We start from the raw sequence: 14,007 nt of genomic DNA, 5'->3' as shown, positions 1-14,007 counted from the left end.
TGCGGTGCACAAATGTCCGCGATGAACGGCGCAAACACCCAACCTATTTCACAGAATCCCGATGTCCGCCTTTTGGGCAAAATGTTGGGCGATGTTATTCGCGCCTATGGCGGCGAGAAACTTTACCGGCAGACCGAATATATCCGGTCGACCAGCGTTGACCGGTTCCGCGGTGTTGAAGGCGCTGGCGCGAGCGATCGCGGATTGGGCGCACTCAGTCTGGACGACACGCTGAACTTTGTTCGCGGTTTCATGCTGTTTTCATTGCTGGCCAATCTGGCTGAAGACCGTCAAGGTCTGGCACAGGAAGAGGGTGCAACGGTTGCCGAGGCATTCGCCCGCCTGCAAGCCGAAGGCGTTGGTGTCGACGCAATCATCAAAATGCTGGCCAATAGTCTAATCGTGCCAGTGTTGACTGCCCATCCGACCGAAGTACGCCGCAAGAGCATCATCGATCATAAAAACCGCATCGCGAGCCTTATGGCGCTGCGCGATAAAGGGCACATAACCACCGCGGATGGTGATGATATTGAATCGGCGATCTATCGGCAAATTGCGCTTTTATGGCAGACGCGCCCGCTGCGAACAGAAAAATTGTTCGTTACCGACGAAATCGAAAACGCCAGATCTTATATGCAAGAGGTGTTCCTGACCGCGCTGCCCAAACTTTATATGGGGTGGGAGAAAGCACTCGGCGCACGACCGCCCGGTTTTGTGCGGCTCGGCACATGGATTGGCGGCGACCGCGATGGCAATCCTTTTGTGGATGCAGAAACCTTGCAGTTCGCTATTACACGCGATGGCGGCACCGCCATTCGCCATTATCTGGATGCCATTCACCAGCTGGGCGCAGAAATTTCCATTTCCAGCGGCATGAGCGATACACCCGAAGAAGTAATGTCGCTGGCCGAACGCAGCGGAGATACTGCCCCCAGCCGCGCCGACGAGCCGTATCGCCGTGCTTTATCGGGTATTTATGCACGGTTGGCCGCAACCCATGTCGCGTTGATCGGGGATCCACCGCCGCGGCCGTCGAGCTTGCGAGGGCAGCCTTATGGTGGGCCGGACGAGCTGCGATCAGACCTGATTACCGTTGCATCGGGACTTGCACGTGATGGCGATGGCGCGCTGTCCAGCGGCGGCGCTTTGGGGCGGTTGATTCGCGCCGTTGAAATATTCGGTTTCCATCTGGCGACGCTGGACCTGCGGCAGAACAGCGATGTTCATGAACGTGTTGTTGCAGAGCTTTTCAAAACGGCCGGCGTTACGCCGGATTATGCCGCCCTTGACGAAAAGGCGCGGGTTCAATTGCTGATATCGGAACTGTCGCACAATCGTCCGTTGGCGGGCGAATGGACGGCGTGCAGCGACGAAACGGCCAAAGAACTCGCGATTGTTCGCGCGGCTGCCAAAGCGCAAGCCAATTTTGGCGGGCAGGCGATCACAACTTATAATATCAGCAAGACCGAAAGCGTATCGGACATGCTGGAAGTCTATGTCGTTTTGAAACAAGCCGGTCTTTACCGTGTTGCCGAAGATGGAACGCCGAGCGCTTCAATCATGTCGGTCCCCTTGTTCGAAACCATCGCTGATTTGCAGGCCGCACCCGAGACAATGCGGGCTTTTTTTGCGATTCCCCATATGAGCGCTTTGGCAAAAAGCCGGGGCCATCAAGAAGTGATGATCGGCTATTCCGATTCCAACAAAGACGGCGGATATCTGACGTCGACCTGGGCGTTATATGAAGCATCGAGCGCGCTTGCACAGGTCTTTGACGAAGCAGGCGTCGCCATGCAGTTATTTCATGGACGTGGCGGCGCGGTGGGTCGCGGTGGCGGATCGGCCTTTGGCGCGATTTTGGCGCAGCCGCAAGGTACGGTGCAGGGTCGCATTCGGATCACTGAACAAGGCGAGGTGATTGCGGCCAAATACGGGACCGTCGACAATGCGGTGACCAGTCTCGAAACGATGGCATCGGCGACGATGCTTGCAACGCTCTCCCGTGATCAAATCAACAAGGCAGATGTTGTTCGTTTCAAGGCGGCAATGGCCGAGCTGTCGGCAAATGCCTTCACTTATTATCGCGGGCTGGTTTACGAAACCAAAGGTTTTCGCTCCTTCTTTCGGCAAATGACACCGATCGGCGAGATTGCGACGTTGAAAATCGGGTCGCGCCCATCCAGCCGAACCGCGTCGGACCGGATCGAGGATCTGAGAGCTATTCCCTGGGTTTTCAGCTGGGCGCAGGCGCGTGTTATGCTTCCTGGCTGGTATGGCACAGGGCGAGCCTTGGCTGACTTTGCCGACAAGGGTTTGTTGCGTGCGATGGCGGGTGAATGGTCCTATTTCCAAACCATATTGGCCAATATGGAAATGGTTCTGGCCAAATCCGACATGGCTATTGCGGCCCATTACGCTGGACTGGTCGAAGACGCGGCCTTATCCGATGCCCTATTTGGCCGCATAAAGGATGGCTGGACCGCATCGCGCGACAGCTTGCTATATGCAACGGGCCAAAACCATCTTCTGGAAGCGAACCCGGCTCTCCACAATTCCATACGACTTCGATTACCTTATATTGAGCCATTGAATCTGTTGCAGATAGAGCTGATGAAACGCTATCGCGCCGGTGAAAAAGATGAACGCATTGGCGAGGGTATCCAACTGACCATCAATGCAATTGCCACAGCGTTACGCAACAGTGGTTGAGGTCCTTCGATAAAGGCAAGCGTCCGTTCGACAAGGCGCAACATATCAGCTTCACGCCGACTCGATGCCTGTTACACCGGTCCCATTCAGAATGAAACGGAGAGACCATTATGCGCCTGAAAACCACGATTTCCGTTCTAGCTATAGCGCTGGCCTGCGTCAGTTCGTCCGCGATCGCAGATACCGTTATCATGGTCATCGACGCCGAAACTGATCAAAACGGGGACATAAAGGCGTTCTTCGAAGAATATGATGCCGAACAGCTAGCGCGTTCACCGCTTTCCAAATCCTATCGTGGAATTAAGGATAGCGATTACGGTCGCTGGGACGACGGCTCTGACGAGGCCGAAGCTCGCAACATGGACGCAGAGCGTTCGGCGCTGAAGGAAATGAAAGCGCGCTTCGATACTGCCAAGCTCTCGCCTGAAAACCGGCTTTCCTATCGCCTCTTTGAAAAGCGCGCCGCGCGGACCGAGACGGCCTTCAAATATAACGACTATGGCTATGTCTTCGACCAGATGAACGGTGCGCAGAGCCAGATTCCGGCTTTCCTTATCAATATCCACCGGATTGACACCAAGTCCGATGCGCGCGCCTATATCAACCGCCTCTACGGCATCGGTCCCGGCCTGACCGAAGCCATAGGGCAGGCAAAGGCACGCGCCGCCAAGGGCATCATGCCGCCGAAATGGGTATACCCCTATGTAATCAATGATTCGCGCAACGTCATCACCGGCGCGCCGTTCGGCGAAGGCCCAGATGCTCCCTTGTTCGCCGATTTCAAGGGCAAGGTTGCGAAACTGACCATTAGCCAGACGGAAAAGGACCTGCTGATCGCTGACGCCGCCCAAGCGCTGAATGTTTCGGTCAAACCAGCCTATGAGGCTCTGATTGCCGAAATGACCGCGCAGGAAAAGGTCGCTGGAACCGACGACGGCATCTGGCGTTTTCCGGATGGAGCCGGCTATTATGCCGAGCGGCTCGCCAATTATACCACCACCAACATGACGCCTGATCAGATCCATAATCTCGGGCTCGCACAGGTGGCGCGTATCCATAAGGAAATGCAGGCGGTCCAGAAGAAGATGCGCGTGAAAGGGGATCTGAAAACCTATTTCAACTACATGCGCACCGAGCCTAAATTTTACGCGCCCGAAACGGCTGAAGGCCGCGCAATGTATTTGGCAGAAGCCCAAAAGGCCTACGACGCGATCACACCGTTGTTGCCCAAATGGTTCGGCGTTCTTCCGCAGGCACCTTTGGTTGTGAAGCCAGTCGAAGCATTCCGCGAGAAATCGGCGGGCAAGGCCTTCTATCAACGCCCCGCACCAGACGGTTCACGCCCCGGCACATATTATGCGAACCTGTATAAAATGTCGGATATGCCGCTGACCGAGGCCGATGCATTATTCTATCACGAAGGCGTTCCCGGTCACCATTTACAACTGGCGATCCAGACCGAACTGAAAGACGTACCTGCCTTCCGCAAATTCGGCGGCGTGACGGCATATTCTGAAGGTTGGGGCCTGTATTCGGAAAAGTTGGCCAAGGATATGGGCCTTTACGCTGACCCAGCCCGCGATTTCGGCCGGCTGCAACTCGAACTGCATCGCGCAATCCGTCTGGTTGTCGATAGCGGGCTCCACCACAAACGCTGGACACGCGAAGAAGCGATCAAATATGTTGAGGAAAATAGCGCCGACGCGCCCGGCGGAATTGTGAAAGCTATTGAACGCTACATCATCTACCCCGGCCAGGCGACCGCATATATGGTCGGGCGTCTGAAGATCAGCGAACTACGCGACAAGGCGCAAAAGGCGCTGGGGTCCAAGTTCGATGTTCGCGGGTTTCACGATACGGTTCTGAAGTCCGGACCGGTGCCGCTTGATGTACTGGAAGAGCAGGTTGATGGGTGGATTGCTTCGCTGAAGTAGGGCCGCGAGATCTACTTTTAGGGGAACGTCTCGAGTGAAGCGTCGACGACCGGCCCGATGGGAGCAGGCGCTGGCGGGTTTGCTGCGCTTGCACTGCTAACTCACGGCCAATGGTATGTGGCGTGACCAACCGGAAAACGCGCCGCTGTGGCATTTGCGATTTGTTAGCTGACCGCCGCCGCAACGGCCCGGTTTTTACCGAACATTAACCATCTGCGCGCCATAGCTTTGTAACTGTCGGACCAGCATTTGCAGGGATGTCCGGCTGCAAGGGGCGTACTAAACTCATGGTGACCAGAACGACCATAAAGGCTTCAGAAAAACGGTCGCACCGCAGCCCGAAAGGCTTTGCTCCGCAGAAAGCGGAATTTGCTCCGCCAGTTTTGCCAACTGTATCCAAGAGGCAGCAGCGGCATAGCATTGCGGTGTTACTCATCATCACCGACATATTATCTATCATCGCTTCATTCGCCGTCGCCAGCTTGATACGGCTGGGGCACCTGGACAGCGGCCAATTTATACCGATCTTGTTCGCGATAACGCCTATTTACGTCGCAATCGCGCTGAATAAGCAAGGCTACGGTCCTGATGCTACAATGGATTTTGGCCACAGCTACCGTAAATCAGCACTCGCCTTTTGCTTTGCCTGCGGGTCGCTTTTGCTGATTGCATTTTTCCTGAAAGCCAGCGAGGATTTTTCGCGCATCCTGCTCGGCGTTGGCGCTTTGCTGGGGTTGGTAAGCCTTGCACTTTCGCGCTTTGTGGTCACCAGAATAGGCGCAAAATGGCTCGATAGCGAGCCCTTCGCGTGCCTATTCATTCATGACGGCGTTGCCATGCCGCACAGTGCAGAAGGTCGAGTGATCGATGCCCGGCTTGCCCGGCTTTGCCCTGACCCTGCTGACCGCGATTCGCTGAATCGGCTAGGCGAATACAGTGCCGGAATGGACAGGGTAGTTGTGCACTGTCAGCGCGCCGATCGCCAACGTTGGGCGTTCGCGCTCAAGTCGTTGAACATCCATGCTGAAATAGTCGTTCCAGAACTGGCGAAACTGGCGCCGCTGGCTTTGTCCCGCCACCGCGGCGTCACAACATTACTGCTCAGCAGCGACCCTTTAGGCTTAAGCCAGCGGCTGACCAAACGCGTTTTCGACATTAGCATCGCCGTTGGCGCATCGGTGATTGCGCTACCTTTACTAGCGGTTATCGCACTACTGATAAAAATCGAGAGCAAGGGCCCCGCCTTTTTCCGACAGGAGCGAATAGGAATAGCCAACCGGACTTTCACGATCTGGAAACTGCGGTCGATGCGGTTGGAGGCGTGCGACGCGAACGGAAAAACATCGACGGCGCGGGGCGACGACCGGCTGACAAATATTGGCCGTTTTATTCGCAGGACCAGCATCGATGAGCTGCCCCAACTCTGGAACGTCTTGCGAGGCGATATGAGTATCGTAGGCCCGCGCCCGCATGCTTCGGGTTCGCGTGCAGAGGATCTGCTTTTCTGGGATATCGACGAGCGTTATTGGCATCGTCATGCGGTTCAGCCCGGTCTGACCGGCCTTGCCCAAATTCGCGGCTATCGCGGCTCTACCTTGTTGCGCGAAGATGTAACCAATCGGTTGCAGGCCGACCTTGAATATGTCGCCAACTGGTCGTTAATCGGCGATATCCGCATCATCCTGCAGACATTCGGCGTGCTGTCGCACAAAAATGCCTACTAGCCGCCAGCCTTCTCCCCAGTTTTTAATGCGCGCACGTTAGCGTTGCTACGCAAACCAACATAATGCACCTACTATGAACATCCTGATTGTCAGCCTAAACTACGCACCGGAGCCTACGGGTATCGGCCTGTACAGCGGCGGCTTGGCAACTGAACTTGCGACACGCGGGCATCGGGTAAAGGTGGTGGCTGCAGTGCCCCATTACCCCCAGTGGCGCATCTTCGATGGATATAGTGGCTGGTTGTGGACTAGCAACATCGAAAGCGGCGTGTCCGTTACGCGCTGCCCGGTTTACGTTCCCGCCGATGTCAGCGGTTTGAAACGCATCATCCATTATGCAAGCTTCGCAATCAGCAGCTTTTTCCCTATAATTGCCCGGGCGTTGTTCTTTCGACCCGATATCATCCTCAATGTGGCTCCATCGCTTGGCACAGCACCGACGACTCTGGTGTCAGCAAAGCTGACAGGCGCGAAGGCGTGGCTGCATTTGCAGGATTTTGAAATAGAAGCGGCATTTGCAACCGGCCACGTCAATGCAAGCGGTATCGTTGCCAACGCGGCGCGCTGGTTCGAAAAAGCAGTAATGAAGCGCTTCGACATCGTTAGCAGCATTTCTCCTGAGATGTGCCACAAACTTACCGAAAAACAGGTAGGTACCGAGCAAATTTACGAATTCCGCAACTGGGCGGAGTTAGATCATATCAAGCCGCAAGCCTTGTCCAGCTATCGTTCGAAATGGCGTTTAGAAAACAAGAAAATAGCCCTCTATTCCGGCAATATTGCTTCAAAGCAAGGTATTGAGATGCTGCTTGATTTAGCGCGGATCATGTCGGTTGATCCGGAATTCCACCTGGTTATTTGCGGCGAAGGTGCAAATCGCCTTGCACTTGAAGATAAAGCCAAAGGCCTTGCCAATATCAGTTTTTATGATCTTCAACCGATGGAGAATCTGTCCGAACTTCTCGCGCTTGCCTCGATACATTTGCTGCCGCAAAAAGCAGACGCAGCAGATCTGGTCCTTCCGTCCAAGCTTACAAATATGCTGGCGTCGGGACGGCCCGTCGTAGCCGGCGCCGCAGCCGGAACCGGTCTTGCCCGAGAAGTTGAGGGGTGCGGGCTGGCCGTCGAACCTGAAAATGCGCAAGCAATGGCCGACGCTATCAAATTGCTTATCGGAAACGAACAACATTATGCAGCCTTCGCAACCGAAGCGAGAGTAAGGGCCGAAGCGCGCTGGTCGAAAAAGGCAATCATCGATGCGCTGGAACAACATATGATGCCATTGCGGAAAAAGGAACGCGCATGAACATCTTCACCCGGATCGCTCGTAAACTCCGACGCTTGGTTCGAAAGCCGCTGGTTCAGGTGAAACCTGCCGAGGGCATGATCCGCCTTGGATCGGCTTATGGTGGCTGGGATTTTCTTGACCGCGATTATTTGCGGGGCTCGACGATTGTGAGCGCTGGGCTTGGTGTGGATGCCAGTTTCGATGTCGAATTCGCCCGGAAATACGGTGCGACGATCTGGCTTGTCGACCCCACCCCGAAAGCGGTCGCACATTACCGGGACCTCATTGCAAAAGCGGGAGAGCCAGCAACACAAAGCTATATCGCAGGCGGGCATCAGCCGATGAGCGTTTATCCGATGGACTGGACCGATGGTTCCCACCTGAAACTTGCGCCTTATGCGCTATGGCACAAAGCCGGAAAGATGCGTTTTTTCCTGCCGTCGGATAGCAGCCACGTCAGTCACAGCCTGAGCAACTTTCAGCAGGGCTATGACGCAGAAGCAGAGCATATCGAAGTTGACGCCGTCAGGCTTTCCGATCTCATCAAGCAAAAAGGCTTCGACCAGCCTTCACTTATGAAATTCGACATTGAAGGCGCTGAAATCGAGGTACTTCAATCGATAGTCGAGGATGACATCAAGCCAAAGCAGTTGCTTATCGAATATGACGAATTGATAATCCGCACGCGCAAGGCGATGCAGCGGGTCAATGGTAGCATCGCAATGTTGGAAGCCAACGGATATGTCTGCCGTTATTATGACGGCGATTCGAACTTTCTGTTCGAGCTTAACTAAGGCCTAGAAATACTTCACGACGGCAAATTTCGGTGTGTAAGCTATAATCTGTGCGTCACTTCCCTGAATCAGGTGAAGTTCAGCGTTGCGCCTCGTCATAAACTCCCTGACCGTGTCTTGCTCGCCTTTGCGGGCTGCATCGTCAAAAATGACGATAAATTCTTCACCCAGACATTTGTCTAGTACGTCCAGCGAACACCAGCGCGATCGACGAGGCGTCCCTTGAGGGCCATCGACCAGAACCATATCAAACTGCGATGCGACAAAGTCATAGCATGGCACAGAATAACCATGTACTTGCCGGTCCACCAGCGGCGCATGGACACAGGGGTGTTTGACCTGTTCTGCCATGCGTTCAACCCAGGGTTTTTCATGATCCACGGATACCGCGTCCACGCCAAGCGCGTCGAGCAATATGGTCGATTGCCCCATGCCAAGTTCGAGTGTCTTGGAGACCGGCAGTTCGGTGAGACAGCGCATAAGCGTGTACAAAAGTGAATAATTTGCAGCGCCGGCCGTAGGGTAGAAAGCAGGTGCCTCTCCGGTTTTGCTGCGAAACGCCTCGTTGAACATCGTGGCATATTTGGCTTCGCGCCGGTCAAGTGACCCGTCGATTTTGCTGCGCCAATGGCGAAAGCGGGCCTTTGCCAATAATCCGTTCTTTACCATTTTATCCCCTTGCCCCACTAATTCCCAATTTGCTTACGCGCCATAAGTCGCGGCCATAAACGGCCATTGCAATTGTCGCCATTGCTATCGCTTGAATACCTAAAAAGAGTGGCGCGCTATTTTGCGCCAGCGTAATTGCCGCGCCCAGACCAATGATTGCTGCCACCAAGATTTTGCTCCCTCTGCGGTCCTGATGCGTTACGGCCAGCCGCGTCAAAAAAAGCAGGTGCGTTGCGCAATAGCAAAAAACGAACAGCGCAATCGCGAGGAACATGCCCGAACTTTGGTCGCCTGTTATCTGGAAAAATTCACGTGCTATCCGGTCGCCGGCGAAGGCCGTAATGGTCGCCTGGGTCAAAAGTATAATGGCGGCTATCAATACCAAATGTCGTATAGCCTTGTTAAGCCAGTTCCGGTCGGCCTGCACCACCGATTGAGTCAATGTTGGCAAGACAGGCGCAAACAATGCCAGCAACAGTGAATGGATCAGCACCGCGATCCGCACAAACGCGCCAATGACGGCGACTGTGGCTGTGCCGAAGGTTATTGCCAGTATGTAGACGCCTCCGTGCAAGTAAAGCACCATACCGCCCTGCGCCTGCACATTGGCGGCCAATAATTCCATTATTTCTTTTCGAACTGCCTTATCCACTCTGGGCATGCCGATACGACTTCTACGCTGGACGACGAAAAGCGAGAGATTCATCACCTGCACGACAACCGGAACGAGATATATGGCTGCAAAATAAAAAGCCGTGTCAGCGCCGGTTGGGGAAATAAGAATTACCATCAATGTGACTGCTGAACCCAGCAGCGCAAAACCGCTATTATAGTGCGATTCACCAAATGCCGCACGCGTGCCTTCAATAGGAGCGGCAGCAAAATTTGACATAATGAACAGTGAAAATATTAGCGCAAGATGTCCGTCATTTGCGCCTGGCAATGCAAAAGTTCTCATCGCGAGATAGCTTATCACAGCCAAAAATATGCCGCTGATCACGCTCCAAAACCACAACGACCAGAAATACCCGCCGACGCGGTCATCTTCAGATGATGCCTTCGCCTTGGCAATTAGTGCAGACGCGGCTGGAGAAAATCCCGCCATCGCCATCAACGGAAAGGATGCAAGCGCAGCGACCGTGAACAGCAATCCGAATGCCTCGACCCCAAGTGCTTTGGCGGCAATGGGCAAAACTGCGAGTTGGACGAGAGCACCAAAAATCTTTGCGCCACCGGTTGCGGCGTAGGCCAGACCGATCGTTTGTTTGCGCGACTTCATCTCAGAATGCTTTGTTCGCAAGCGCGAACTGTTCGATCATCGAATCCAGACGGCCATGTCTGTTTACATATTCATATATTGATGGGCGAAACCCCTCGGAACGATTGTTTCGAATCGCAGCGCTCAGAACGTCGAGCAGGGCGTTCATCCCAGGTTGGCGAACAAGCAAACCAGTCTCGCCATCAATTACGTTGCAGATTTCCGGGTGATGGCGCGGCAGGCCGCGTCCCCGACCGTAGCAAATAACTGGTAGGTCGTATGCCAGCGCATGGTTTATCGCCAGTCCGGCGGCGCCTAATAGAACGAAATAATCCGCCCCTTTGAAGTGCGGTGCCAAATCACGTTCCGCATGAATCGCGCCAAGCACTCTTACGGAACCATCGCCAAACTTAGCAGCTTCGCGTTCGACGGCGGCACGCTGGGGGCCGTCGCCAATGATAGTCAATGCAGCACCAGGAAATTCGGCCTTGAGTTTCACGAATGCACATACCAGTTCCGCTATTTTTTTGTCCTCGGTCAATCGCCCGACGGACAGCAGCTGCGGGTTACCATAGCGCGCGGACTCTGCAGTCGCAGCCACCGCGCGAATGCCGTCAACATCAAGCGTGTTGCCAAGTGCGATTACATTTTTCCAGGGAAGCCAGCGCTTTACCCAATCATGACCTTCGTCGGTATAGGTCAGCATAAGGTCAGCGCGCGCCATCGGCAAAAGCCTTGCATACTGCCGGGCCCAATCAAGCGGTAAGCCAAATCCGCGTTCCATGTTCCAGCCATGGGTCCAAAGTGCAAAGCTATTGATAGTACCGGCTGATCGCAGCTTCGGAAGCACTTTGGCCAAATTATTCTGCATCGAAAATTCGGCGATTACTCTTTTCGCGTCATTTAAACCGAGAATCTCTTCGACTGGGAAATCGCATCGATATTGGCTTGATAGATCGGGAAAGTGACATTCAAAATAATCCGCAAAATCATGTTTGGTCGCAACATTCAAAAATGTGCCGTCGGGATAATTTGCCGCGCACGCAACGCGCCAGCCAAACATCTCATTCAACCTGCGGAATAACGGTGCCCGATAATCGGGAATGACGCGCTGGATAATGACAGTCTCGGTCATGCTCGCGATCCTTGCCCGCCGCAAATTTCGGCGGCTAAGGTGTCGAGACGAGCGAGGTTGGCGGCGTTGCGCGCAAGCGCCGCTTGGGCGATGTCGTCCCGACTTGTATTGGCATTGCCCAAGCTCTGGACAGCTTGGATCGCCAATCGGACAAAGTCGCTGCCGACCTCGACAAGGTCAACGCCCTGTTGTCCTTCCAACGCTCCAATACAGCCGCGCCGGAATGCCAGCACGGGTACTCCGCGTGTAAGGCTTTCCATTAGCACCAGCGGAAAGGCCTCGGTCCTATAAGCTGTAGGGAACAAAAACAGGTCAATCTCAGCAAAAAACTGCTCTTTTGCAGGACCATGCAACGGCCCCACTGCGACAAATTTATCCCCATGTTTCGCACATGCTGTCCGGATTGCTGTTCCGACCGCCGGATCGCTTACCGGCCCAGCCAATATAGCGCGGACCAAAAGGCCTTCGTCGACCATAGCATCAAAACTATCGATAAATTCAAGTGTGCCCTTTTCGATCGTCAGGTTCGCCAGCAAACCGACCGTGACATATTCACTCGCCGCTCTGTGTGCGTAGTCGTCAGGCACGCTAACACTGTTCTCACACACAATGATATTTTGCGCCGCGGGATAAAGCGAAGACAACTTGTTCGCCATATCGCCACCCAGTACAATATGCCGCCCTGATGTCCCGGCAAGCTCTGTTATCATGCGCATCAGCCGCGTCGGCTTAAGCAGGTAGCGATAACTATGATGATGCAGGAAGACGTTCATCCCCATTAGCCGACCTAACAGCAGCACAGCGGCAGTCCATATTCCGCCCAGATTATCGTCGGGCGAACCGTAAAGCGTTTTACAACCGGACAGCCGCGCGACGGGAATGCGAATCAAAGCCCAAAAGACCCGCATTGTCTTGCGAGCATGATACGCTATACCCCGACCCAGCCTGCCGGGACTAGAATTACCGACCCATATATCGCCATATTGGCGCATAAGTTCGACCATCTGTGCATTGACGACTGCCATCCCATGTGTCGGCGGCGGCAACGGACCGAAGAAGAATATTTGGCGGCGATGGCTCATCGCTTTTAATCGGGCTCAGCCTGGGACAATATTCCAAACGCGCAGGTCAGGAACAACATGATCGGCAGATTATAATAGAATACGCCGTCAATCAGCGAGAACAGCGTCATCGAGAAAGCGGCTAGGAACAAGGCCAAGTTTCGCCGAGGATACGCGAAAGTAAAGCGCACCAGTTTGCCGCCAAGCAACGCTAATAAACTCAACATAGCAGCGGCGCCGATCAGGCCCCATTCATAGGCGAATTGCAGCACGCTATTATGCGGGTGATTGTAGGTTTCTTTGGCAGCTGGAACCTGAAGGCGGAACTGGTTGCCGCCGTGACCGAGAACGGGATGCTCCAACACGCCAAGCCATGTGTCGCGCCAGATTTCTGTACGGCCTGACGACAACTTGTCAGCCGACTGCGAATTGCTGCCTTCAAAGCGCGCGACCGCGTTGAAGCTGCTATGGTCAGGGGTCGGAATAGCTTGCGACAGCAATGCGCCGCCCGCTAAAGCCAACGTAATCGTTCCAATGGTTCGGGCGTTGCGCATCATCGCAAACAATAACATAGCAGCTGCGAGTACTCCGAAATAAGCCATCAGCGGCCCTCTTGAACCAATCCAGATGGCAAATCCGAAATTTATCGCCAACACCACCAGATGCAGTTGCCTACGTTTTCCTTCATGAGAGGCGATCATTCCGGTTGATAGCGCGATGGCCGGCATCAGAAAATACCCCGAATGGCGAATGTGGGTGAAGCCTGGGAGCGACGAAACCCAGTCATAGTCTGAGCTAATGCCGACCATCACCATAAAAATGACCATTAGCAAGACGAAGGCGGCGCTGCCTATTGGCATCGCATCGGCAAACATAATTGTAATATCACCTCGATTGCCTTGGCTGCTGCTACGCCAACGCCGAAAAAGGAACAAGGCGGATACCGCAGATAAGGTATGGATGATCCAGGAAATGAGGCTGAGAACAGCGGTGTTCCGAGTCTCGGCAAAGGCGGTGGCAAGCAGGATGGACAGCAGCCAAAGTGCTGCCAATGACTTTACCTTACCGCCCAGTCCGGCCCATTCTTTTTGCACATCACAGCCGCGTGAAAGGGCGAAAACGATTGTTGCAATCTCGAATAGTTGCGACGGTAACCAAAATTGTCGGGCTATCAGTTGCCAAAAGGCAAATTCGCCGTCCACGCGGAAAGACAGTAACGCGGTGACGACCGGCAGAGCGGATAGCGCAGCGATCCACCAGATGGCTGGTCGGGATTCAGGCCAACCCGGCACATTATCGTCACTTTCCTTGGTGTTGGTCATCTTTTCCCACGGCTTTCCCCGTCGCCCATGAAGGCCACTAGCGCAAACTAGGTTGAGGTCGATAATTTATGGTTAATTTTTTGTGCTCGGCACGAACGCACAACCTTGCAATT

Annotated in this window: 10 protein-coding genes; 5 read left to right on the top strand and 5 right to left on the bottom strand. The window is 54.3% G+C overall.

From position 1 onward, the window contains the following. Positions 1-12 precede the first annotated feature (12 nt). From ppc to ACKVOS_RS11265, 5 genes are all read left to right on the top strand, one after another. A complete protein-coding gene (gene ppc / locus ACKVOS_RS11285; RefSeq protein WP_409212103.1) occupies positions 13-2,709 on the top strand; it encodes a phosphoenolpyruvate carboxylase in 2,697 nt (898 codons plus the stop codon). A gap of 110 nt (positions 2,710-2,819) precedes the next feature. Then, positions 2,820-4,643: a DUF885 domain-containing protein gene (locus tag ACKVOS_RS11280; RefSeq protein WP_409212102.1), complete on the top strand. Its 1,824-nt coding sequence runs from the start codon at positions 2,820-2,822 to the stop codon at positions 4,641-4,643. Positions 4,644-4,930: 287 nt separating this feature from the next. Beyond that, positions 4,931-6,367: an exopolysaccharide biosynthesis polyprenyl glycosylphosphotransferase gene (locus tag ACKVOS_RS11275; protein ID WP_409212101.1), complete on the top strand. Its 1,437-nt coding sequence runs from the start codon at positions 4,931-4,933 to the stop codon at positions 6,365-6,367. A 73-nt stretch (positions 6,368-6,440) separates the two neighbouring features. Next, complete coding sequence (locus ACKVOS_RS11270; RefSeq protein WP_409212100.1) at positions 6,441-7,673, top strand: WcaI family glycosyltransferase; 1,233 nt, start codon at positions 6,441-6,443, stop codon at positions 7,671-7,673. Beyond that, positions 7,670-8,449: an FkbM family methyltransferase gene (locus ACKVOS_RS11265; RefSeq protein ID WP_409212099.1), complete on the top strand. Its 780-nt coding sequence runs from the start codon at positions 7,670-7,672 to the stop codon at positions 8,447-8,449. The genes ACKVOS_RS11270 and ACKVOS_RS11265 overlap by 4 nt, the downstream gene beginning before the upstream one ends. A 3-nt stretch (positions 8,450-8,452) precedes the next feature. Here ACKVOS_RS11265 and ACKVOS_RS11260 read toward each other — a convergent pair whose 3' ends face one another. The 5 genes from ACKVOS_RS11260 to ACKVOS_RS11240 are packed head-to-tail and all read right to left on the bottom strand — an operon-like array spanning position 8,453 to position 13,894. Then, positions 8,453-9,118 (bottom strand): hypothetical protein, encoded by a 666-nt coding sequence (locus ACKVOS_RS11260; RefSeq protein WP_409212098.1) that lies wholly within the window; start codon positions 9,116-9,118, stop codon positions 8,453-8,455. 1 nt (position 9,119) lies between these two features. After that, positions 9,120-10,397 carry a lipopolysaccharide biosynthesis protein gene (locus tag ACKVOS_RS11255; RefSeq protein ID WP_409212097.1) on the bottom strand — a complete coding sequence of 426 codons (1,278 nt, stop codon included), beginning with the start codon at positions 10,395-10,397 and terminating at the stop codon, positions 9,120-9,122. Position 10,398: 1 nt separating this feature from the next. After that, positions 10,399-11,511 carry a glycosyltransferase gene (locus ACKVOS_RS11250; protein WP_409212096.1) on the bottom strand — a complete coding sequence of 371 codons (1,113 nt, stop codon included), beginning with the start codon at positions 11,509-11,511 and terminating at the stop codon, positions 10,399-10,401. Then, on the bottom strand, positions 11,508-12,593 hold the full coding sequence (locus ACKVOS_RS11245) for a glycosyltransferase family 4 protein (protein ID WP_409212095.1): 1,086 nt from the start codon (positions 12,591-12,593) through the stop codon (positions 11,508-11,510). The genes ACKVOS_RS11250 and ACKVOS_RS11245 overlap by 4 nt, the downstream gene beginning before the upstream one ends. Before the next feature lie 5 nt (positions 12,594-12,598). After that, a complete protein-coding gene (locus ACKVOS_RS11240) occupies positions 12,599-13,894 on the bottom strand; it encodes an O-antigen ligase family protein (protein ID WP_409212094.1) in 1,296 nt (431 codons plus the stop codon). Between the last annotated feature and the right edge of the window lie 113 nt (positions 13,895-14,007).

The organism is Sphingorhabdus sp., from assembly GCF_046154385.1.
Classification (GTDB): Bacteria; Pseudomonadota; Alphaproteobacteria; order Sphingomonadales; family Sphingomonadaceae; genus Sphingorhabdus_B.
Note: the sequence above shows the minus strand (reverse complement) of the source record. Positions and strands in the feature narration are given on the sequence as shown.

Excerpts from the sequence above, each read along its gene's own strand:
- ACKVOS_RS11250 (WP_409212096.1), bottom strand. The coding sequence starts at position 11,511 with ATGACCGAGACTGTCATTATCCAGCGCGTCATTCCCGATTATCGGGCA.
- ACKVOS_RS11270 (WP_409212100.1), top strand. The coding sequence starts at position 6,441 with ATGAACATCCTGATTGTCAGCCTAAACTACGCACCGGAGCCTACGGGT.
- ACKVOS_RS11265 (WP_409212099.1), top strand. The coding sequence starts at position 7,670 with ATGAACATCTTCACCCGGATCGCTCGTAAACTCCGACGCTTGGTTCGA.
- ACKVOS_RS11255 (WP_409212097.1), bottom strand. The coding sequence starts at position 10,397 with ATGAAGTCGCGCAAACAAACGATCGGTCTGGCCTACGCCGCAACCGGT.
- ACKVOS_RS11280 (WP_409212102.1), top strand. The coding sequence starts at position 2,820 with ATGCGCCTGAAAACCACGATTTCCGTTCTAGCTATAGCGCTGGCCTGC.
- ppc (WP_409212103.1), top strand. The coding sequence starts at position 13 with ATGTCCGCGATGAACGGCGCAAACACCCAACCTATTTCACAGAATCCC.
- ACKVOS_RS11245 (WP_409212095.1), bottom strand. The coding sequence starts at position 12,593 with ATGAGCCATCGCCGCCAAATATTCTTCTTCGGTCCGTTGCCGCCGCCG.
- ACKVOS_RS11260 (WP_409212098.1), bottom strand. The coding sequence starts at position 9,118 with ATGGTAAAGAACGGATTATTGGCAAAGGCCCGCTTTCGCCATTGGCGC.
- ACKVOS_RS11240 (WP_409212094.1), bottom strand. The coding sequence starts at position 13,894 with ATGACCAACACCAAGGAAAGTGACGATAATGTGCCGGGTTGGCCTGAA.
- ACKVOS_RS11275 (WP_409212101.1), top strand. The coding sequence starts at position 4,931 with ATGGTGACCAGAACGACCATAAAGGCTTCAGAAAAACGGTCGCACCGC.